The following is a 20,162-nucleotide window of genomic DNA, read 5'->3' as shown; positions in this document are numbered from 1 at the left end:
TCAGCGCTAAAGCGACATCGTATCGTCGCAGTCAGTGAAGTGCCGAGGTGGTGGAATTGGTAGACACGCTACCTTGAGGTGGTAGTGCCCGATTGGGCTTACGGGTTCAAGTCCCGTCCTCGGTACCAAATCTCAGTATAACTTGCATTTTTCGCAAGATCGGCGTAATATTCGCCACGTTTTCGGACGCGGGGTGGAGCAGCCTGGTAGCTCGTCGGGCTCATAACCCGAAGGTCGTCGGTTCAAATCCGGCCCCCGCAACCACTTTCCCTTAGAGTTCTTTTTCAAATATACTGTATGCATCGACGGACGCATCCGCAGTCAGTTTTGAAAAAAATTCTGCTGGATGGTGTGCCGAAGCCGCATCGCGGCATACAGGGTCCAGTCACAAAAAGCCCCGAATTTTCGGGGTTTTTTGTTATCAGGAAATCGTAACACTGGGCTTTAGGCCCTTTTTTTATGTCTTGGGGGTGGGCTTGTCCACATTAGAGCAAAAGTTGACAGAGTTGATCTCTGCTCCGGTAGAAGCGCTTGGCTACGAATTGGTCGGTATCGAGTTCATTCGTGGTCGCACATCAACCTTGCGCATCTATATTGATAGTGAAGAGGGTATCAATGTTGATGATTGCGCCGATGTTAGCCACCAGGTCAGCGCTGTAATGGATGTGGAAGATCCTATTACGGTGGCTTACAACCTTGAAGTTTCCTCACCGGGTCTCGATCGCCCTCTGTTCACCGCGGAGCACTATGCGCGTTTCGCTGGTGAAGAGGTGAGCCTGGTACTGCGTATGGCCGTGCAGAACCGCCGTAAATGGCAGGGCATCATCAAGTCTGTCGAAGGCGAGATGATCACGGTAACCGTTGAGGGTAACGATGAAGTGTTCGCGCTGAGCAACATTCAGAAAGCGAACCTGGTCCCCCACTTTTAAAAGTCCGGATTGAGGCTAACCAGGATGAACAAAGAGATCTTAGCTGTAGTAGAAGCCGTTTCTAACGAAAAAGCCCTGCCGCGTGAGAAAATCTTCGAAGCGCTGGAGAGCGCTTTGGCCACTGCGACCAAGAAGAAGTATGAGCAGGAAATCGACGTGCGCGTCAGCATTGACCGTCGCAGCGGCGATTTCGACACCTTCCGTCGCTGGGTGGTTGTAGAAGAAGTCACGCAGCCAACGCGCGAGATCACGCTGGAAGCAGCACGCTTTGAAGATGAAGCCTTCAATCTGGGCGATTATGTTGAAGATCAGATCGAATCTGTCACCTTCGACCGTATCACCACGCAGACCGCGAAACAGGTTATCGTCCAGAAAGTGCGTGAAGCCGAGCGCGCGATGGTGGTCGATCAGTTCCGCGAGCAGGAAGGCGAAATCATCACCGGCGTGGTGAAGAAAGTGAATCGCGACAACATTTCACTGGATCTCGGCAACAACGCCGAAGCGGTGATTGTGCGTGAAGACATGCTGCCGCGTGAAAACTTCCGCCCGGGTGACCGTATTCGCGGCGTGCTGTATGCCGTGCGTCCGGAAGCGCGTGGTGCGCAACTGTTCGTTACCCGCTCCAAACCGGAGATGCTGATCGAACTGTTCCGCATTGAAGTGCCGGAGATTGGCGAAGAAGTTATCGAGATCAAAGCGGCAGCGCGCGATCCGGGTTCACGCGCCAAAATTGCGGTAAAAACTAACGACAAACGTATCGATCCGGTCGGTGCCTGCGTCGGTATGCGCGGTGCGCGCGTGCAGGCGGTGTCCAGCGAGCTGGGCGGCGAGCGTATTGATATCGTGCTGTGGGACGACAACCCGGCACAGTTCGTGATTAACGCCATGGCACCTGCCGATGTGGCGTCAATTGTGGTGGATGAAGACAATCACACCATGGATATCGCTGTTGAAGCCGGCAATCTGGCTCAGGCGATTGGCCGTAATGGCCAAAACGTGCGTCTGGCATCCCAGCTGAGCGGCTGGGAGCTGAACGTGATGACCGTCGATGATCTGCAGGCGAAGCATCAGGCCGAAGCCCATGCAGCGATCGATATGTTCACTAAACATCTCGACATCGACGAAGAGTTCGCCACCGTTCTGGTGGAAGAGGGCTTCTCTTCGCTGGAAGAATTGGCTTACGTGCCAATCAACGAGCTGCTGGAAATCGACGGCCTCGACGAAGAGACCATTGAAGCCCTGCGTGAACGAGCAAAAAATGCGTTAACCACCCTGGCATTAGCGAAAGAAGAGAGCCTTGGTAATCAGGAACCTGCTGAGGACCTGCTGAATCTTGAAGGCCTGGATCGTGCGCTGGCGTATCGCCTGGCGTCAAAAGGCGTTTGCACGCTGGAAGATCTCGCTGAGCAAGGTGTTGACGATCTGACAGATATTGAAGGGCTGGATGATGAGAAAGCCGGTGCGCTGATTATGGCTGCACGTAATATCTGCTGGTTCGGCGATGACGCGTAATAACAGGAAGGAACAGCATGACAGATGTAACCGTAAAATCGCTGGCCGCCGAAATTCAGACTCCGGTCGATCGCCTGGTACAGCAATTTGCTGATGCAGGGATCCGTAAGTCTGAAAACGACGCCGTATCCCAGCAAGAGAAAGAGACCTTACTGTCCCACCTGAATCGTGAGCACGGTCAGACCGGTTCAGGCAAACTGACGTTGCAGCGCAAAACGCGCAGCACCTTGAATATTCCAGGCACCGGGGGTAAAAGTAAGTCGGTGCAAATCGAAGTCCGCAAAAAGCGCACATACGTGAAAGGTGATGCCGACGCTGAGCAAGCTCAGGCGGAAGCAGAAGCCGAGGCGCAGCGTGAAGCGGAAGAGCAGGCGCGTCGCGAGGCTGAAGAACAAGCCCGTCGCGAAGCTGAACAAAAAGCGCAACGTGAAGCCGAAGAGAAAGCCAAGCGCGAAGCCGCTGACAAGGCTAAGCGTGAAGCAGCGGAAAATGAGAAAGTGACTAATCAACCTACCGACGAAATGACCAAGGCTGCGCAATCTGACAAAGCCCGTCGTGAAGCTGAAGCCGCCGAACTGAAGCGTAAAGCGGAAGAAGAAGCGCGCCGTAAGCTGGAAGAGAATGCGCGCCGCGCGGCGGAAGAAGCCCGTCGTCTGGCCGAAGAGAAAGCCGCTGAATGGGAAAAACCAGAGGAAGAAGATAAGGGCGACTACCACGTCACCACTTCAACTCATGCCCGTCAGGCAGAAGACGAAAACGATCGCGAAGTTGAAGGCGGTCGTGGTCGCACCCGCACCACCAAGGCAGCGCGTCCGGCCAAAAAGGGCAACAAGCACTCTGAAGCCAAAACTGACCGTGAAGAAGCGCGTGCTCAGGTACGCGGCGGTAAAGGTGGCAAACATCGTAAACCAAGCACGCTGCAGCAGGGCTTCAACAAACCTGCTCAGGCGGTGAACCGTGACGTCATCATTGGCGAAACCATCACCGTTGCCGAACTGGCCAACAAAATGGCGGTGAAAGGCTCGCTGGTTATTAAAGCGATGATGAAGATGGGTGCCATGGCGACCATCAACCAGGTTATCGACCAGGAAACCGCCCAGCTGGTGGCCGAAGAGATGGGTCACAAAGTGATCCTGCGCCGCGAGAACGAGCTGGAAGAAGCGGTAATGGACGATCGTGATACCGATGCTGCGCAGGAAAGCCGTGCGCCGGTCGTGACCATCATGGGTCACGTTGACCACGGTAAAACCTCGCTGCTGGACTACATCCGCTCCACCAAAGTCGCCTCCGGCGAAGCGGGCGGGATTACCCAGCACATCGGTGCGTATCACGTTGAAACCGATAACGGCATGATCACCTTCCTCGACACCCCGGGCCACGCCGCGTTTACCGCAATGCGTGCACGTGGTGCGCAGGCCACGGATATCGTTATCCTGGTGGTGGCGGCGGACGATGGCGTGATGCCACAAACCGTCGAAGCTATCCAGCACGCGAAAGCGGCCGGTGTGCCGGTGGTCGTGGCCGTGAACAAGATCGACAAGCCAGAAGCCGATCCGGATCGCGTGAAGAACGAGCTGACCCAGTACGGTATCATTCCGGAAGAGTGGGGCGGCGAGAACATGTTCGTTAACGTCTCGGCGAAAGCCGGTACCGGCATCGACGACCTGCTGAACGCGATTCTGCTGCAGGCGGAAGTACTGGAGCTGACTGCGATTCGTCAGGGTATGGCGAGCGGTGTGGTGATCGAATCGTTCCTCGACAAAGGTCGTGGTCCGGTAGCCACCGTGCTGGTGCGTGAAGGTACGCTGAACAAGGGCGATATCGTACTGTGCGGCTTCGAATACGGCCGTGTGCGTGCGATGCGTGACGAACTGGGTCGCGAAGTGCTGGAAGCGGGTCCATCGATTCCGGTGGAAATCCTCGGTCTGTCCGGTGTGCCGGCAGCGGGTGACGAAGCGACCGTGGTGCGTGACGAGAAGAAAGCGCGTGAAGTGGCGCTGTATCGTCAGGGCAAATTCCGCGAAGTCAAACTGGCGCGTCAGCAGAAGTCCAAGCTGGAAAACATGTTTGCCAACATGACCGAAGGCGAAGTGTCCGAGCTGAACATCGTCCTGAAGTCCGACGTACAGGGTTCTGTGGAAGCGATCTCCGACTCACTGCTGAAACTCTCCACCGACGAAGTGAAGGTGAAGATTATCGGTTCTGGCGTGGGCGGTATTACCGAAACCGACGCCACCCTGGCCGCTGCGTCCAACGCAATCATCCTCGGCTTCAACGTGCGTGCTGATGCCTCTGCGCGTCGCGTGATTGACGCTGAAAACGTTGACCTGCGCTACTACTCCGTCATCTATAACCTGATTGACGAAGTGAAAGCAGCCATGAGCGGCATGCTGGCACCGGAGTTCAAACAGCAGATTATCGGTCTGGCCGAAGTCCGTGACGTGTTCAAGTCACCGAAATTTGGCGCGATTGCCGGCTGTATGGTCACCGAAGGCAACATCAAACGTCACAACCCGATCCGCGTACTGCGCGACAACGTGGTTATCTATGAAGGCGAGCTGGAATCTCTGCGTCGCTTCAAAGATGACGTCAACGAAGTGCGTAACGGCATGGAGTGTGGTATCGGCGTGAAGAACTACAACGACGTTCGCGTTGGCGACATGATCGAAGTGTTCGAAGTGATTGAAGTTAAACGCACCATCGAGTAATTGCTGGTCGATGTGATGCAATTTGGGAGGCCTCTGGCCTCCCGAATTATTTGGGAGAAATAGTATGGCGAAAGAGTTTGGTCGCCCACAGCGCGTGGCGCAGGAGTTGCAGAAAGAGATTGCGATCATCCTGCAGCGCGAAATCAAAGACCCGCGTCTGGGTATGATGGTCACCGTGTCTGGCGTTGAGGTGTCACGCGATCTGGCGTATGCCAAAGTGTTCGTGACCTTCCTGAACGACCAGGATGAAGAAGCGGTGAAAAACGGCCTCAAAGCGCTGAAAGAAGCGTCTGGCTACATCCGTATTCTGCTCGGTAAAGCGATGCGTCTGCGCATCGTGCCGGAGCTGACCTTCTTCTACGATAACTCGCTGATTGAAGGGATGCGCATGTCGAATCTGGTGTCTAACGTGATCAGAAACGATGCTGAGCGACGGGGTGAAAGCCCGGCGGAAGACGACAAGGAGGACTGATGAGTCGTCCTCGTCGCCGTGGTCGTGATGTCCACGGTGTTTTCCTGCTGGATAAACACCAGGGCGCATCCTCCAACGATGTGCTGCAAAAAGTAAAACGCCTGTTTAATGCTAACAAGGCGGGCCATACCGGCGCGCTCGATCCGCTGGCCACCGGTATGCTGCCGATTTGTCTCGGCGAAGCCACCAAGTTTTCCCGCTATCTGCTGGATTCGGACAAGCGTTACCGCGTAATTGCCCGTCTGGGCCAGCGCACCGATACCTCCGATGCGGACGGCAATATCGTCGAAACGCGGCCGGTGACCTTCAGCCAGGCTGAGCTGGATGCGGCGCTGGAAAGCTTTCGCGGCGAGACGCTGCAGGTGCCTACTATGTTCTCGGCGCTCAAGTATCAGGGCCGCAAGCTGTACGAATATGCGCGCGAAGGCGTCACCGTGCCGCGTGAAGCGCGACCGATTACCGTGTTTGAACTGCAGTTTATTCGCTGGCAGGGCGACGAGCTGGAACTGGAAATCCATGTTTCCAAAGGCACCTACATTCGCACCATCATTGACGATTTAGGTGAGAAGCTCGGCTGCGGCGCACACGTGATCATGCTGCGCCGTCTGCAGGTGGCGCGTTACCCGATTGCGCGCATGATGACGCTGGAACAGCTGCAGGCGCTGGCGGCGCAGGTTAATGCGGCGGAAACGCCGGATTACGCACCGCTGGACGCGTTGCTGTTGCCAATGGACAGCCCGGCGGAAGATTTTCCAGCGGTTAATCTGCCCACGCCGGTCGCAGCCTGGTTCAAACAGGGCATGCCGGTCCAGGCGGAAAACGCGCCGGCCAGCGGGCTGGTGCGGGTGACCGAAGGCGATGAGCAGAAATTTATCGGCATGGCGGAAATCGTCGACGATGGCCGCGTGGCACCACGTCGTCTGGTAGTGGAGTTTGCCGACTGACCGCGTATTACCGCTGGCCGTTACAGCGCATTTGCGTTGCTACCGGGCGAAGAGTAGAATAGTGCGGCTTTAAAAGCGGGCTGCTGAATTAGAGATCGGCACCCATACATTCATTTTTTACTGGAGTTTATTATGTCTCTAAGCGTAGAAGCTAAAGCAGAGATCGTTGCTAAATACGGTCGTGGCGCTAACGACAGCGGTTCAACTGAAGTTCAGGTTGCTCTGCTGACTGCTCAGATTAACCACCTGCAGGGTCACTTCTCTGAGCACAAGAAAGACCACCACAGCCGTCGCGGTCTGCTGCGCATGGTATCCCAGCGTCGTAAGCTGCTGGACTACCTGAAGCGTAAAGACGTTGCACGTTACACCAGCCTGATCGAAAGCCTGGGTCTGCGTCGCTAAGTCTGAAGAATCTGATCAACGATGTAGCGCATGCAGTATGCAAAAAACCGCATCTGGCGATCAGATTTGTGCGAGTTTCGCGAAAAGGGGGCCTTTATGGCCCCTTTTTTCGAGCAATCCGCAGCAATCCGGACCAAACTCATGTATTGTTGCTGAGAGTGATCTTTGCTTGCAGAGGTTCGCGCGGCTAATGAGAGGCTTTACCGCAGGGGCGGTTAAGGGTTGTCATTAGTCGCGAGGATGCAACTAAAGATCGGTAATCCCCGGCGGGCCGAGCAGGCTTTGCCACGAATTTAAGGACTTAAATTTTGCTGAACCCGATCGTACGCAAATTCCAATATGGTCAGCATACCGTCACGCTGGAAACCGGCATGATGGCGCGCCAGGCCACCGCAGCAGTAATGGTAAGCATGGACGACACAGCGGTATTCGTTACCGTCGTGGGCCAGAAAAAAGCCAAAGCCGGTCAGGACTTCTTCCCTCTGACAGTGAACTACCAGGAGCGTACTTACGCCGCTGGCCGTATTCCGGGCAGCTTCTTCCGTCGTGAAGGCCGTCCAAGCGAAGGCGAAACCCTGATTGCGCGTCTGATTGACCGCCCGGTGCGTCCGCTGTTCCCGGAAGGTTTTGTTAACGAAGTACAGGTTATCGCGACTGTGGTATCTGTGAACCCGCAGGTTAACCCGGACATCGTTGCGATGATCGGTGCTTCTGCTGCGCTGTCACTGTCTGGCATTCCGTTCAACGGCCCAATCGGTGCGGCACGCGTCGGTTACATCAACGATCAGTACGTGCTGAACCCAACCGCGGATGAGATCAAACAGTCTCGTCTGGATCTGGTGGTTGCCGGTACGCAGAATGCAGTGCTGATGGTGGAATCTGAAGCGGACATCCTGACCGAAGACCAGATGCTGGGTGCTGTGGTGTTCGGCCACGACCAGCAGCAGGTTGTAATTGAAAACATCAATGCGCTGGTGGCTGAAGCAGGCAAACCACGCTGGGACTGGCAGCCAGAGCCGGCGAACGATGCGCTGATCGCACGCGTTGCCGCCCTGGCCGAAGCGCGCATCAGCGATGCGTACCGTATCACTGACAAGCAGGAGCGCTATGCGCAGGTTGGCGTCATCAAAGACGAAACCATCGCCGCACTGCTGGCTGAAGACGAAACGCTGGATGATGCCGAAATCGGTGACATCGTACACAGCCTGGAAAAGAACGTGGTGCGTACCCGTATCCTGAACGGCGAACCGCGTATCGATGGCCGCGAAAAAGATATGATCCGTGGTCTGGACGTGCGCACTGGCGTACTGCCGCGTACCCACGGTTCTGCGCTGTTTACCCGTGGTGAAACGCAGGCGCTGGTCGCTGCCACCCTCGGTACCGCGCGTGACGCACAGAATCTCGATGAGCTGATGGGCGAGCGTACTGACAGCTTCCTGTTCCACTACAACTTCCCTCCGTACTCCGTGGGCGAAACCGGTATGGTTGGCTCACCGAAGCGTCGTGAAATTGGTCACGGCCGTCTGGCGAAGCGTGGCGTGCTGGCAGTGATGCCTAAACAGGATGCGTTCCCGTACACCGTGCGCGTCGTGTCTGAAATCACCGAATCGAACGGTTCTTCTTCTATGGCCTCCGTGTGCGGTGCATCACTGGCACTGATGGACGCTGGCGTCCCGATCAAAGCGGCCGTAGCCGGTATCGCGATGGGTCTGGTGAAAGAAGACGAGAAGTTCGTGGTGCTGTCTGACATCCTCGGCGACGAAGATCACCTCGGCGATATGGACTTCAAAGTAGCCGGTAGCCGTGAAGGTATCACCGCGCTGCAGATGGACATCAAAATTGAAGGTATCACCCGCGAAATCATGCAGGTGGCACTGAACCAGGCTAAGGGTGCGCGTCTGCACATCCTGAGCGTGATGGAACAGGCGATCAGCACGCCGCGTCAGGAGATCTCCGAGTTCGCGCCGCGCATCTACACCATCAAGATCAACTCAGACAAGATCAAAGACGTCATCGGTAAAGGCGGTTCAGTTATCCGTGCGCTGACCGAAGAGACCGGCACCACCATCGAAATCGAAGATGATGGCACTGTGAAGATCGCAGCGACCGACGGCCTGAAAGCCAAAGAAGCGATTCGCCGCATCGAAGAGATCACCGCTGAGATCGAAGTGGGCCGTATCTACGCCGGTAAAGTGACCCGTATCGTTGATTTCGGTGCCTTCGTGGCGATCGGCGGCGGTAAAGAAGGTCTGGTACACATTTCTCAGATCGCCGACAAGCGCGTAGAGAAAGTGACCGATTACCTGCAGATGGGTCAGGAAGTGCCAGTTAAAGTGATGGAAGTGGATCGGCAGGGCCGCGTTCGTCTCAGCATCAAAGAAGCGACAGAGCAGAAGCCAGCAGAAGAAACCGCTGCGGTGACGACGCCTGACGCCGAGTAAGCGTTTTTCCTGATCAGCCGCTCCCTGCCTGCTGGCGGGGAGCGGTGTTTGTATACCCGGAATGCGTGGCGCGCTGGTCAGCGTGTCAGTGCAGCTGAAGCAGGACGGGTATCATCGCGAGGGCGGGAACCCTTGTGCATAGCAGGCGGATGACAGGATGGTTATCCCAATGTTTGTATTCGGGAGTGGGAAATGAAGCCTTTTTTGCGCTGGTGTTTTGTTGCGACAGCTATCACGCTGGCAGGATGCAGCAACTCCAATTGGCGTAAGAACGAAGTTCTGGCAGTACCTTTGCAGCCCACACTGCAGCAAGAGGTTATTCTGGCGCGAATGGAACAAATTCTTGCCAGTCGGGCCCTGACCGATGATGAACGCGCACAGCTGTTATATGAGCGCGGAGTGTTGTATGATAGTTTAGGTCTGAGGGCATTAGCGCGAAACGATTTCTCGCAAGCGCTGTCTATCAGACCGGATATGCCGGAAGTGTTTAACTATCTCGGCATTTACTTAACGCAGGCAGGCAATTTTGATGCTGCCTATGAAGCGTTTGATTCTGTACTTGAGCTTGATCCAACTTACAACTATGCGCATTTAAACCGTGGTATCGCCCTCTATTACGGCGGTCGATACAAGTTAGCGCAAGATGATCTGCTGGCGTTTTATCAAGACGATCCTAACGATCCGTTCCGCAGCCTGTGGCTCTACCTCGTTGAACGCGAGATGGATGCCGACAAGGCAAAAGTGACGCTACAACAGCGTTACGACAAGGCGGCTAAGGACCAATGGGGATGGAATATTGTCGAGTTCTACCTGGGCGACATCAGTGAAAAAACATTGATGGAACGTCTCAAGGCGGACGCAACGGATAACACCTCGCTCGCTGAACATCTCAGTGAAACCAACTTCTATTTAGGTAAGTACTACCTAAGTCTGGGGGAGAAGGACGACGCGAAAGCGTTGTTCAAACTGGCGGTGGCCAACAACGTCAATAACTTTGTTGAACACCGATACGCATTGTTGGAACTGGCGCAACTCGGCCAGACACAAGACGATTTATCAGAATCTGACCAGCAATAGCTGACGAACTTTTATTGCCTGATTTACCCGTAAAGTCATCGCCTGAACAGGTGAGGGCTTTTCTGTTCGTCAAAACTTCTAATTTGAGCCGGTTCACACTTTTTGATGAAAATGACTGAAAGTTTTCACGACGAGTTATGTAGACTGGCCGCCGCAATCTAAGAGGCACGTGTACTACATGACTGATATTCAAACCACTTTTGCTGATCTGGGCCTGAACGCCGACATCCTCGAATCACTGAACGGTATGGGCTACGTTAAGCCATCGCCAATCCAGGCTGAGTGTATTCCTCACCTGCTGGCGGGCCGTGATGTGCTGGGTATGGCGCAGACCGGTAGTGGTAAAACAGCAGCGTTCTCGCTGCCGCTGCTGAACAACGTTGATCCTTCTGTCCGCGCACCGCAAATCCTGGTGCTGGCGCCGACCCGCGAACTGGCGGTTCAGGTGGCTGAAGCGATGACAGAATTCTCTAAACACATGCGCGGTATTAACGTCGTGGCCCTGTACGGTGGCCAGCGTTATGACGTGCAGCTGCGCGCACTGCGCCAGGGTCCACAGATCGTGGTTGGTACCCCGGGCCGTCTGCTGGATCACCTGAAACGCGGTACCCTGGACCTGTCCAGCCTGCGTGGTCTGGTACTGGACGAAGCCGATGAAATGCTGCGTATGGGCTTCATCGAAGACGTTGAAACCATCATGGCGCAGATCCCGGAAGGTCATCAGACCGCACTGTTCTCTGCAACCATGCCGGAAGCGATTCGCCGTATCACTAAGCGTTTCATGAAGGATCCGCAGGAAGTGCGCATCCAGTCCAGCATCACTACACGCCCGGACATTTCTCAGTCTTACTGGACCGCTTACGGTCGTAAGTCTGACGCGCTGGTGCGTTTCCTCGAAGCGGAAGACTTTGATGCTGCCATCATCTTCGTGCGCACCAAAAATGCCACGCTGGAAGTCGCAGAAACGCTGGAGCGTAACGGCTACAACAGCGCCGCGCTGAACGGTGACATGAACCAGGCGCTGCGTGAGCAGACGCTGGAGCGCCTGAAAGACGGTCGTCTGGATATCCTGATCGCGACTGATGTTGCGGCCCGTGGTCTGGACGTTGAGCGTATTAGCCTGGTGGTTAATTACGACATCCCGATGGATGCCGAATCGTATGTACACCGTATCGGCCGTACCGGTCGTGCGGGTCGTGCTGGCCGTGCGCTGCTGTTCGTTGAGAACCGCGAGCGTCGTCTGCTGCGCAACATCGAACGCACCATGAAGCTGACTATTCCGGAAGTTGAGCTGCCTAACGCCGAGCTGCTGAGTCAGCGTCGTCTGGCGCAGTTCGCTGCCAAAGTTCAGCAGCAGCTGGAAAGCAGCGATCTGGATCAGTACCGTGCGCTGCTGGCTAAAATGCAGCCAGAAGAAGAGCTGGATATGGAAACGCTGGCCGCTGCACTGCTGAAAATGGCGCAGGGCGAACGTCCACTGATTCTGCCACCGGATGCACCACGTCCACAGCGTCGTGAATTCCGCGATCGCGATGAGCGTGGCGGCGACCGTCCACGTCGTGACAGCCGTGACAGCCGCGAAGGTGGCGATCGTCCACGTCGCGAACGTCGTGACGTTGGCGAAATGCAGCTGTACCGCATTGAAGTGGGCCGTGATGACGGTGTTGAAGTGCGTCATATCGTGGGCGCGATTGCTAACGAAGGCGACATCAGCAGCCGTTACATCGGTAACATCAAGCTGTTTGGTACTCACTCCACTATCGAGCTGCCAAAAGGCATGCCGGGTGAAGTCCTGCAGCACTTCACGCGTACGCGTATTCTCAACAAGCCGATGAATATGCAGCTGCTGGGCGATGCACAGCCACACGAGCGCACCGAGCGTCGTAGCGGCGGTCGTGACTTCGGTGGTGAGCGTCGTGGTAACCGCGAGGGTGGCAACCGTGAAGGTGGCGCACCGCGTCGTTTCTCTGAGCGTCGCGAAGGCGGTCGTGAAGGCGGACGTTTCAGCCGTGAAGGTGGCCGTGGCCCACGTCGCGACGAAGGTGCAGCTGCACCACGTCGCCGTGATGCATAAGCGTTAATCGCTTAAAAATAAAAAGGACGCGCAAGCGTCCTTTTTTTATGTCTGTAACGCGGGCTTTACACGCCGCCGGCAATCAGCACCCGCTCACCGGTAACATAAGCCGACTCTTCCGACGCCAGAAACAGCGCCACCTGCGCCACATCCTCCGGCAGGCCAAAGCGTCCCAGCGGCGTGGCCGCGATCAGCTGCGCTTTAAATTCCGCATTCATTTTTTTCGCTGCCAGCAGCCCTTCGGTCAGAATGATCCCCGGCGCCAGCGCGTTGACGCGAATATTACGCGGGCCCAGCTCACGTGCCAGCCCCTGCGTTAAGGTATCGATTGCGCCTTTGGTCGCTGACCACAGTACCGAGCCGGGCAGGCTGCGCTGGCTGTTTAGCGCGCTGAGGTTGATGATACAGCCGCCGCGCGCCGGGAAATGCTGCGCCGCCTGCTGGCACACCAGCAGCGTACCGAGCAGATTGACGTTGAGCTGCTGCTGCATGTCGCTGACGCTGAGGCTGGCGAAGTCGCCATGGTGAAACATGCCGGCGTTGTTGACCACGATGTCTGGCGCGCCAAACTGCGCAATACTGCTGGCGAACAGGCGCTGCACGTCAGCTTCACGGGATATATCGGCCTGTACGGCGATGGCGTCGCTTCCCAGCGCGCAGATATCGGTCACCACATCCGCCGCGCCCGCTTCATCCTGACGATAATTCACCACCACCCGGGCGCCGGCCGCGGCGAAAGTCATGGCGATGGCGGCGCCAATGCCTTTCGACGCGCCCGTCACCAGCGCAATTTTGCCTTCAAGTGCTTGCATTGTGTCTCTCCACCTGAGATTTCGGGTGAGTAAAGCATGCGCTGTTGCCGCTTTGTGCGGTAGCGCAATCCTGCAAGCTTTTTGCACGATCCTGCAAATCTGTGGCGCAGGGACTAGGCGCAACCGCATCGGCAGGTAAGAATGGGGATTCAGTGATTTTTCATTGCGGAGTGCATAACGCATGATTCATCAGGAACAGTGGCAGCAGCTGGTGGCGATGATTGCCCGTCACGCGCAGCAGGATGGGCGTACCGCCAGCGCGATTGATTTTCTCTCTTTTGGCCGCAGCTCGCACCCCTCCAGCCTGGCGCACATTGCCAGCTGGGCGGGTTTTGCGCTGATGGCCCAGGGCCAGAAAGCACTGCGCATGGGCGATGATGTGATGCATTACGGGCCGGGCGATCTGCTGCTGGTCACCATGGACATGCCGGTGCAGTCCTGCGTGGTGCTGGCGACACCAGAGAAACCCTGTCTTGGCGTCGGCATCACCATCAACGAAGCGCGCCTGCTGCGCTATCTGGAGCATTTCCCGCCGCAGCAGATTGGCAGCGCCGCCCCAGAACGCAGCATTACCGTCCATAAAGTCGCGCCGCCGCTGGTGGATGCGGTGATGCGGCTGGTGGCGCTGCTGGATCAGCCGCAGGATATCGCCGCGCTGGCACCGCTGATTGAGCAGGAGATTTTCTATCGCCTGCTGACCGGGCCGGAAGGGCCGCGTATTCTGAACATGGCGCTGACCGAGCGCCCGGGCAATAAAGTGGCGCGCGCGGCGCGCTGGCTGCGCGAAAACTTTCATCAGCCGCTGAAGGTGGATCAGCTGGCCAGCAGCGTTGGCATGAGCATTTCATCGCTGCACCATCACTTTAAAGCGGTTACGGCAATGACGCCGATGCAGTATCAAAAGCAGCTGCGGCTCAACGAAGCGCGCCGGCTGATGATGATTGAGAAGCTGGATGCCGGGACGGCGGGCTACCGGGTAGGCTATCAGAGTGCGTCGCAGTTTAGCCGGGAGTACAGCCGTTTTTATGGCCAGTCACCGGCGCGCGATGTGCGCAAGATGGCGGTGGGGCCGGAAGGACTCTCCCCACCGCAGTAAGGCTTACAGCGTGCGTGCGGCTTCCATCGCCAGCGCGAACGAACGCAGGCGCGCCTGCGGATCGTAAATCTGGCCGTTGACCATGATCTCATCCGCCTGGGTTTCGCGCAGCAGCGCGGCAAGGCCGTGGCGCACTTTATCTTTATCGCCCACCACCGACATGCTCAGCGCCTGCTGCACGCCATACTGTTCGGATGGCGACCACAGGTTATCCATGTTCTCCACCGGCGCCGGCAGCGGGCCAGGCTTGCCGCGGCGCAGATTAATGAACTGCTGTTGCATCGAGGTGAACAGGAAGCGCGCATCACGATCGCTGTCAGCCGCCACCACGTTGACACACACCATAGCGTAAGGTTTTGCCAGACGCGCAGAGGGCTGGAATTTTTCGCGATACAGGTGCAGCGCCTGCAACAGCAGGTCTGGCGCGAAGTGTGAAGCAAAGGCAAACGGCAGACCAAGCTGCGCCGCCAGCTGCGCGCTATACAGGCTGGACCCCAGCAGCCATACCGGAATTTTCAGCCCGAGGCCGGGCACCGGCTGCACCGGCGGATGTTCGCCCTCTTCGGCATCGAACCAGCGGATCAGATCGGCCACATCTTCCGGGAAGCTGTCGGCCTGGGCGCTCGAAAGATGACGGCGCAGCGCCAGCATGGTGCGCTGATCGGAGCCGGGCGCGCGGCCCAGTCCGAGATCGATACGGCCAGGGTAGAGGGATTCCAGGGTGCCAAACTGTTCGGCAATCACCAGCGGTGCGTGGTTGGGCAGCATGATCCCGCCGGAGCCGAGGCGCAGCGTTTCGGTGTTAGCGGCGAGATAGCCAATCAGCACCGACGTTGCGGCGCTGGCGATGCCGGTCATGTTATGGTGTTCGGCCAGCCAGTAGCGATGAAAGCCAAGGGCTTCAGCCTGACGCGCCAGCGCCAGCGAATTATGGAAGGCATCGCGCGCAGACGAGCCTTGCGGAATGGGGGCCAGATCCAGTACGGACAGGCGAACAGTTTTCTTCTCAGACATGGGTACTCCAGCAAAGGATGGCGCAGGTGATAAGTAAACCTGCACCAGTCAGTATTACGCATCATTACCCATATTAAAACTGCTAATAACGGCAGGAATATAGCCGGAATGTGCCTTTAACCGCCGCTATCCAGCGCCATTCCGGCCAGGCGGCGCCAGTAACCGTTGCTGTCGCTGCCGCGCGCCATCATCAGCGGCGCTTCACCCGCTTCGTTAGCGCGGAAGCGATCAACCTGTGCCAGGGTGCTCTCATCCTGCGGCGACAGGCGCACAATATCGATCCAGCCATGCATACCGGCGAGATCGTTGCCAAGGTTGTAACAGTAGCCGCTCATGGTCTGAATGCCGTTCAGGACAAATACCTGCTGGCCCTCCTGCGACAGCACGCGGCGCCCGGTGGGATAATCAATACAGCAGGTCTGGCAATCATCTTTGGCACGGTTTTCGGAACGCGCGGTAAAGCAGCGCGCCGACAGCGCCAGCGGCAGATGGCCATAGCCGAGCACTTCAACCTCAAACCGGTCGCGCAGACCAGCGTCATGGCACTGCTGCAACAGCTGGATCAGCCAGTCGCGTGACATCTCCACCGGCATGCACCAGCGCGTCATGCCCTCCTGCAGCAGCAGCTGGAGCGTCTGCGCGTTATAGACATTCAGGGTGGGACCGGCGACAAACGGCAGTTTGCGCTCTGCCGCCATGTTCACGGTGCCGATATCGTTGGCTTCCAGTAAGAACTCACCGTTTTCAACATAGCGGCGCAGCTCTTTGACTTCGGAAGGCGACTGCAGCAGCGCCAGCGTGCTCAGCACCACCTGTTTGCCGCTGGCCGCCAGCGTGCGGCCCATCTCCATCCACTGACTGAACGCGGTGGCGCGGCGTTTGCTGCACACCGCTTCGCCGAGGTAGACGATTTCTGCGCTACTTTCTGCGGCGCGCTGGTAAAACTGTTCCAGCGTGGCGGCAGGCCAGTACCACAGCACCGGGCCGATGGCGTATTTCATACGGTCTCCTTATTGCCAGTCGCGGTGATAGGCGCCAAGCGTGGTCTGGCTGCCTTCAGAAAGTTCACCGAGCGCGCGCATCCACGGCGCCTGCACCGTGAACTGTTGCGGATCGGCCATGCAGCGATCGATCGCCTGACGCCACACTTTAGCCACCTGTGCCACATAGGCCGGGCTGCGCTGGCGTCCCTCAATTTTCACCGACGCGATATTGGCGCGCAGCAGCTCCGGCAGCAGCGCCAGGGTATTGAGGCTGGTGGGCTCTTCCAGCACGTGATAGCGCTGGTTATCCACCTCATAGCGCCCTTTACACAGCGTCGGATAGCCCGCACTCTCATCGGCGGCGTAACGGTCAATCAGCACTTCGTTCAGGCGCGACTCCATGCCCTGTGCCGTCTGCTGCCAGCGCACAAATTTGGCCGGTGAACAGGCGCCCGCGCTGTTCGGCGACTCGCCGGTCAGCCACGACGAGAGATAGCAGCGGCCTTCGGCCATGATGCACAGGCTGCCAAAGGCGAACACCTCGAGCGGCACCGGCGTTTCGCGCGCCAGCTGCTTCACCTGGTGCATCGACAGCACGCGCGGCAGCACCACGCGGCTCAGCGCAAAGTGGCGGTGATAAAACTGAATGGCCTGCAGATTGGTAGCGGACGCCTGCACTGAAAGGTGACGTTCAACCTGCGGATAGCGGCTGGCGGCGTACTCCAGCGTGGCGATATCGGCCAGAATCAGCGCATCGGCACCGTTCTGTGCGGCGACGTCAATGGCGCTTTGCCAGCGGTTGAGACCGTCGGGATGGGCAAACGTATTGATCGCCACGTGCAGTTTACGCCGGTGCTGATGCAGGAAGCGCGCGGCTTCTGCCAGTTTCTTATCGGTAAAATTGAGGCCAGCAAAGTGGCGGGCGTTGGTGTCATCTTTCAGGCCGACGTACACCGCGTCAGCGCCGTGCTCCACCGCCGATTTCAGCGCAGGTAAATTCCCCGCCGGACACAGCAGTTCCATACAATTTCCTCCCCCGGATTCTGAACGCCGTTGAGTGTAAGGAAGCGCAGGTGCAGCAATGTTGATTTAAGGCAGTGAAAGCGGGATTGCCAGGGCGGAATGGAGAATTTTCGCACAGACGCGGGGCGATTTCCTTGATCCCGGTTGAGGCGAAAGCCGACGGATGTGGCAATATAGATAAAATTTTCTCAAGGGAGTGCAGCGCATGTTCGCACGCTTACGCGGCCTGTTAATTGAAAAAGGGCCGGAATTCCTCGCTTTACCGGTGTCGCTAACACCATTCGCCGTGAAAAAAACGGTTTTGCAACAACTCCTAAACTGGCAATTTCGTCATGCTTTGGCTGAAGGTGAGTTAGACTTTCTGCAAGGGCGCTATCTCGGCATTGAGATCGCGGACGTCAATCTGCGCTGGATCACCACGCTGCAGGACGGGCGCCTGACCGTTTCGCGCGACGCCGAAGCAGATGTCTGGTTTCGTGGCGAAGCCAACGATCTGCTGCTGGTAGCAGCACGCAAAGCCGACCCCGATATGTTGTTCTTTCAGCGCCGTCTGGTGATTGAGGGCGACACGGAGCTGGGACTGGAGGTGAAGAATCTGATGGATGCCATAGAACTGGACGCCATGCCCACGCCATTGCGCACGGGGTTGCTGCAGCTGGCTGCTTTTGTTGAGGCAGGAATGACACAGGACGCGAAGGCCGCTGAGGCGCGCGCGGGGATCTCATGTTGATTCGTACTGAAATTGGTGTGGACGCGGCAGGCATCGACAGCCTGTTAAAGCGCAGTTTTGCCACCGCAGCCGAAGCGGAACTGGTACAGCAGCTGCGTGAAGACGGTTTACTCACGCTGGGCGTGGTGGCCACCGATGACGAAGGCCAGGTGCTGGGTTATGCCGCCTTCAGTCCGGTGACGTTGCAGGGCGAGGATCGTAACTGGGTGGCGCTGGCGCCGCTGGCGGTTGATGCCTCGGTGCGCAGTCAGGGCATTGCTAAACAGCTGGTGTATGAAGGGCTCGATTCGCTCAATGAGTTCAGCTACAGCGCCGTGGTGGTGCTGGGCGATCCGCAGTTCTACAATCCGCTCGGCTTTGAACCGGCGGCGCGTCACGGCCTGCACTGCCGCTGGCCCGGCAGCGAAGCGGCGTTTCAGGTGTATAAACTGGCGGACGATGCGTTCGATGGGGCAGAAGGGCTGATCGCCTTCTCGGCACCTTTCAATCGTATCGACTAAACCACGCCGTTAAGCAGGCCGGCTGCTGGGCAACCAGCAGCAGTTTCTGCGTCCGGCTCAGCTGTTTTACCTGATACTCCAGCCGGGAAGCCGCCGCGCGATCGCCAGCCGCGCAGTGAAACACCAGCGTCAGTGGACCTTTGCCGCGCAGCGCACGGGCACCGCGCCCCTGCTGGTGCTGCTGCAGGCGACGGTTGACGTCAGTGGTGATGCCGGTATAAAGCATCCCGGCGGCGGTTTGCAGCATATACAGCTGCCAGCCCTGTTCCATTTACAAACCTCGTTCATGTGCTGGCGGGCAGTGTAACGCGCCTGCGGCCGCATCGCTATCAACGCACGGAGTTGCTCTTGTCTGACCATTCTCATCTGATTCGCTATCTGAAAAAACAGCACGTGCTGTCGCTGTGTGCCAGCGACGGCGATGCGCTATGGTGCGCCAACTGTTTCTACGTATTCGATGAAGCGCGCATGGCGTTCTGGCTGATGACCGAAGCCGATACGCGTCACGGCGCGCTGATGGCGCGTCATCCACGCGTTGCCGGCACGGTGAACGGCCAGCCGAAAACGGTGCTGCTGATTAAAGGCGTGCAGTATCGCGGGCGTATACAACTGACCGATGAGGCGCAGGCGCTGAAGGCCTATCAGTCGCGCTTTCCGGTGGCAAAAAAAGTCACCGCGCCGCTGTGGGAAATTATGCTGGATGAGTTGAAAATGACCGATAACGCGCTGGGGTTTGGCAAAAAGATTGTCTGGCAGCGTTAGCCCGGCACGCGCGCAGGCGCACCGGGCGACCGCCTTACGCTGCGTTCAGAATGCGCAGGGATTCGCGGTTAAACGCGGGCAGGTCTTCAGGCGTGCGGCTGGTAACCAGCTTGTCATCATCAACCACCACCTCTTTATCGTAAAAGTCCGCGCCGGCATTACGCAGATCGATGGCGATAGCTTTCACGCAGGTCATTTTGCGACCGCGCACGCCGTTCGCGCTGATCAGCAGCTGCGGACCGTGACAGATGGCGAAAATCGGTTTGCCGCTGGCAACAAACTCTTTGGTAAAGGTGACAAAGCGATCGTCACCGCGCAGCGCGTCAGGCGAATGACCACCGGGCAGCAGCAGCGCGTCGAACTCGGCCGGGCTGACATGGTCAATATCCTTGTCGATTTTGACTTCGGCTTTGCCCTGTTTTCCCTTCACGGTTTTGCCCGCCTGCATCTCAATAGTGACCACTTCATGGCCCGCTTTGGTGAAGGCCTCGGCTGGTGAGGTAAACTCTGAGTCTTCAAATTCATCGGTAATCAGAACCGCTATTTTCTTGCTCATCTTTCTCCTCCTTGCTGGTCACGCACCTGCTGTGCGTGACACGTTTCAACAGACAAGTCTGGACCCTGAGCGCGGAAACGCAAGCCAGCCGGCGCAGGCGGGATTGGTTAAATTCCGGAGACAGATC

At 57.4% G+C, this 20,162-nt stretch carries 20 protein-coding genes and 2 tRNA genes; 16 read left to right on the top strand and 6 right to left on the bottom strand.

The window, feature by feature from the left end; genetic code table 11:
- Nucleotides 1-41 precede the first annotated feature (41 nt).
- The 12 genes from C1N60_RS17355 (at nucleotide 42) to C1N60_RS17300 (ending at nucleotide 12,559) form a co-directional block, all read left to right on the top strand.
- Nucleotides 42-128: transfer RNA gene (locus C1N60_RS17355), tRNA-Leu, on the top strand.
- Nucleotides 129-187: 59 nt separating this feature from the next.
- Nucleotides 188-264, top strand: a tRNA-Met gene (locus tag C1N60_RS17350).
- Nucleotides 265-476: 212 nt separating this feature from the next.
- A complete protein-coding gene (rimP, locus tag C1N60_RS17345; protein ID WP_031279732.1) occupies nucleotides 477-929 on the top strand; it encodes a ribosome maturation factor RimP in 453 nt (150 codons plus the stop codon).
- Nucleotides 930-953: 24 nt separating this feature from the next.
- The gene (gene nusA, locus C1N60_RS17340; protein WP_021507703.1) at nucleotides 954-2,441 is read left to right on the top strand and encodes a transcription termination factor NusA; all 1,488 of its coding nucleotides are present in this window, start codon (nucleotides 954-956) and stop codon (nucleotides 2,439-2,441) included.
- A gap of 17 nt (nucleotides 2,442-2,458) precedes the next feature.
- Entirely contained in the window at nucleotides 2,459-5,149 is a 2,691-nt protein-coding gene (gene infB / locus C1N60_RS17335) for a translation initiation factor IF-2 (RefSeq protein WP_021507702.1), read from the top strand.
- A 64-nt stretch (nucleotides 5,150-5,213) separates the two neighbouring features.
- On the top strand, nucleotides 5,214-5,621 hold the full coding sequence (gene rbfA / locus C1N60_RS17330; RefSeq protein ID WP_021507701.1) for a 30S ribosome-binding factor RbfA: 408 nt from the start codon (nucleotides 5,214-5,216) through the stop codon (nucleotides 5,619-5,621).
- Nucleotides 5,621-6,565 (top strand): tRNA pseudouridine(55) synthase TruB, encoded by a 945-nt coding sequence (gene truB / locus C1N60_RS17325; RefSeq protein ID WP_058759576.1) that lies wholly within the window; start codon nucleotides 5,621-5,623, stop codon nucleotides 6,563-6,565. Before rbfA ends, truB begins: the two co-directional genes overlap by 1 nt.
- A gap of 132 nt (nucleotides 6,566-6,697) precedes the next feature.
- Nucleotides 6,698-6,967, top strand: a complete 270-nt coding sequence (gene rpsO / locus C1N60_RS17320; protein ID WP_010615981.1) for a 30S ribosomal protein S15 — start codon at nucleotides 6,698-6,700, stop codon at nucleotides 6,965-6,967.
- A gap of 308 nt (nucleotides 6,968-7,275) precedes the next feature.
- Nucleotides 7,276-9,408, top strand: coding sequence for a polyribonucleotide nucleotidyltransferase (pnp, locus tag C1N60_RS17315; protein ID WP_058770684.1), 2,133 nt, complete (start codon nucleotides 7,276-7,278; stop codon nucleotides 9,406-9,408).
- Nucleotides 9,409-9,600: 192 nt separating this feature from the next.
- Complete coding sequence (gene nlpI / locus C1N60_RS17310; protein WP_021507697.1) at nucleotides 9,601-10,485, top strand: lipoprotein NlpI; 885 nt, start codon at nucleotides 9,601-9,603, stop codon at nucleotides 10,483-10,485.
- 105 nt (nucleotides 10,486-10,590) lie between these two features.
- Nucleotides 10,591-10,647 (top strand): protein YrbN, encoded by a 57-nt coding sequence (gene yrbN, locus C1N60_RS17305; RefSeq protein WP_098053093.1) that lies wholly within the window; start codon nucleotides 10,591-10,593, stop codon nucleotides 10,645-10,647.
- A gap of 16 nt (nucleotides 10,648-10,663) precedes the next feature.
- Complete coding sequence (locus C1N60_RS17300) at nucleotides 10,664-12,559, top strand: DEAD/DEAH family ATP-dependent RNA helicase (protein WP_058759574.1); 1,896 nt, start codon at nucleotides 10,664-10,666, stop codon at nucleotides 12,557-12,559.
- Nucleotides 12,560-12,624: 65 nt separating this feature from the next.
- Here C1N60_RS17300 and C1N60_RS17295 read toward each other — a convergent pair whose 3' ends face one another.
- Nucleotides 12,625-13,371 carry an SDR family NAD(P)-dependent oxidoreductase gene (locus C1N60_RS17295; protein WP_021507695.1) on the bottom strand — a complete coding sequence of 249 codons (747 nt, stop codon included), beginning with the start codon at nucleotides 13,369-13,371 and terminating at the stop codon, nucleotides 12,625-12,627.
- A 181-nt stretch (nucleotides 13,372-13,552) separates the two neighbouring features.
- Here C1N60_RS17295 and C1N60_RS17290 point away from each other — a divergent pair, with 181 nt between their 5' ends.
- Nucleotides 13,553-14,467 (top strand): AraC family transcriptional regulator, encoded by a 915-nt coding sequence (locus tag C1N60_RS17290; protein ID WP_059009545.1) that lies wholly within the window; start codon nucleotides 13,553-13,555, stop codon nucleotides 14,465-14,467.
- Nucleotides 14,468-14,470: 3 nt separating this feature from the next.
- On the opposite strand, the gene C1N60_RS17285 is transcribed toward C1N60_RS17290, so the two are convergent.
- The 3 genes from C1N60_RS17285 to C1N60_RS17275 all read right to left on the bottom strand — a co-directional run bounded on the left by C1N60_RS17285 (nucleotide 14,471) and on the right by C1N60_RS17275 (nucleotide 17,487).
- Nucleotides 14,471-15,481 (bottom strand): luciferase-like monooxygenase, encoded by a 1,011-nt coding sequence (locus tag C1N60_RS17285; RefSeq protein WP_021507693.1) that lies wholly within the window; start codon nucleotides 15,479-15,481, stop codon nucleotides 14,471-14,473.
- 116 nt (nucleotides 15,482-15,597) lie between these two features.
- A complete protein-coding gene (locus tag C1N60_RS17280; protein WP_058759572.1) occupies nucleotides 15,598-16,482 on the bottom strand; it encodes a U32 family peptidase in 885 nt (294 codons plus the stop codon).
- Between the two features lie 9 nt (nucleotides 16,483-16,491).
- Nucleotides 16,492-17,487: a ubiquinone anaerobic biosynthesis protein UbiU gene (locus C1N60_RS17275; RefSeq protein ID WP_058759571.1), complete on the bottom strand. Its 996-nt coding sequence runs from the start codon at nucleotides 17,485-17,487 to the stop codon at nucleotides 16,492-16,494.
- A gap of 205 nt (nucleotides 17,488-17,692) precedes the next feature.
- Between C1N60_RS17275 and C1N60_RS17270 the strand changes: the two genes are divergently transcribed.
- Nucleotides 17,693-18,217, top strand: coding sequence for a ubiquinone anaerobic biosynthesis accessory factor UbiT (locus C1N60_RS17270; protein ID WP_058759570.1), 525 nt, complete (start codon nucleotides 17,693-17,695; stop codon nucleotides 18,215-18,217).
- Nucleotides 18,211-18,717, top strand: a complete 507-nt coding sequence (locus C1N60_RS17265; protein ID WP_021507689.1) for a GNAT family N-acetyltransferase — start codon at nucleotides 18,211-18,213, stop codon at nucleotides 18,715-18,717. The genes C1N60_RS17270 and C1N60_RS17265 overlap by 7 nt, the downstream gene beginning before the upstream one ends.
- Here C1N60_RS17265 and C1N60_RS17260 read toward each other — a convergent pair.
- Entirely contained in the window at nucleotides 18,701-18,988 is a 288-nt protein-coding gene (locus C1N60_RS17260) for a GIY-YIG nuclease family protein (protein WP_058770681.1), read from the bottom strand. The genes C1N60_RS17265 and C1N60_RS17260 overlap by 17 nt on opposite strands.
- A 77-nt stretch (nucleotides 18,989-19,065) precedes the next feature.
- Between C1N60_RS17260 and C1N60_RS17255 the strand changes: the two genes are divergently transcribed.
- Nucleotides 19,066-19,479: a YhbP family protein gene (locus C1N60_RS17255; RefSeq protein WP_058774879.1), complete on the top strand. Its 414-nt coding sequence runs from the start codon at nucleotides 19,066-19,068 to the stop codon at nucleotides 19,477-19,479.
- Between the two features lie 34 nt (nucleotides 19,480-19,513).
- Here C1N60_RS17255 and C1N60_RS17250 read toward each other — a convergent pair whose 3' ends face one another.
- On the bottom strand, nucleotides 19,514-20,035 hold the full coding sequence (locus tag C1N60_RS17250) for a type 1 glutamine amidotransferase domain-containing protein (RefSeq protein WP_021507686.1): 522 nt from the start codon (nucleotides 20,033-20,035) through the stop codon (nucleotides 19,514-19,516).
- Between the last annotated feature and the right edge of the window lie 127 nt (nucleotides 20,036-20,162).

The sequence above is a fragment of the Pantoea sp. SGAir0184 genome, from assembly GCF_043544755.1.
The sequence above is the reverse complement of the archived record's forward strand: the minus strand, read 5'-3'. Positions and strand labels throughout refer to the sequence as shown.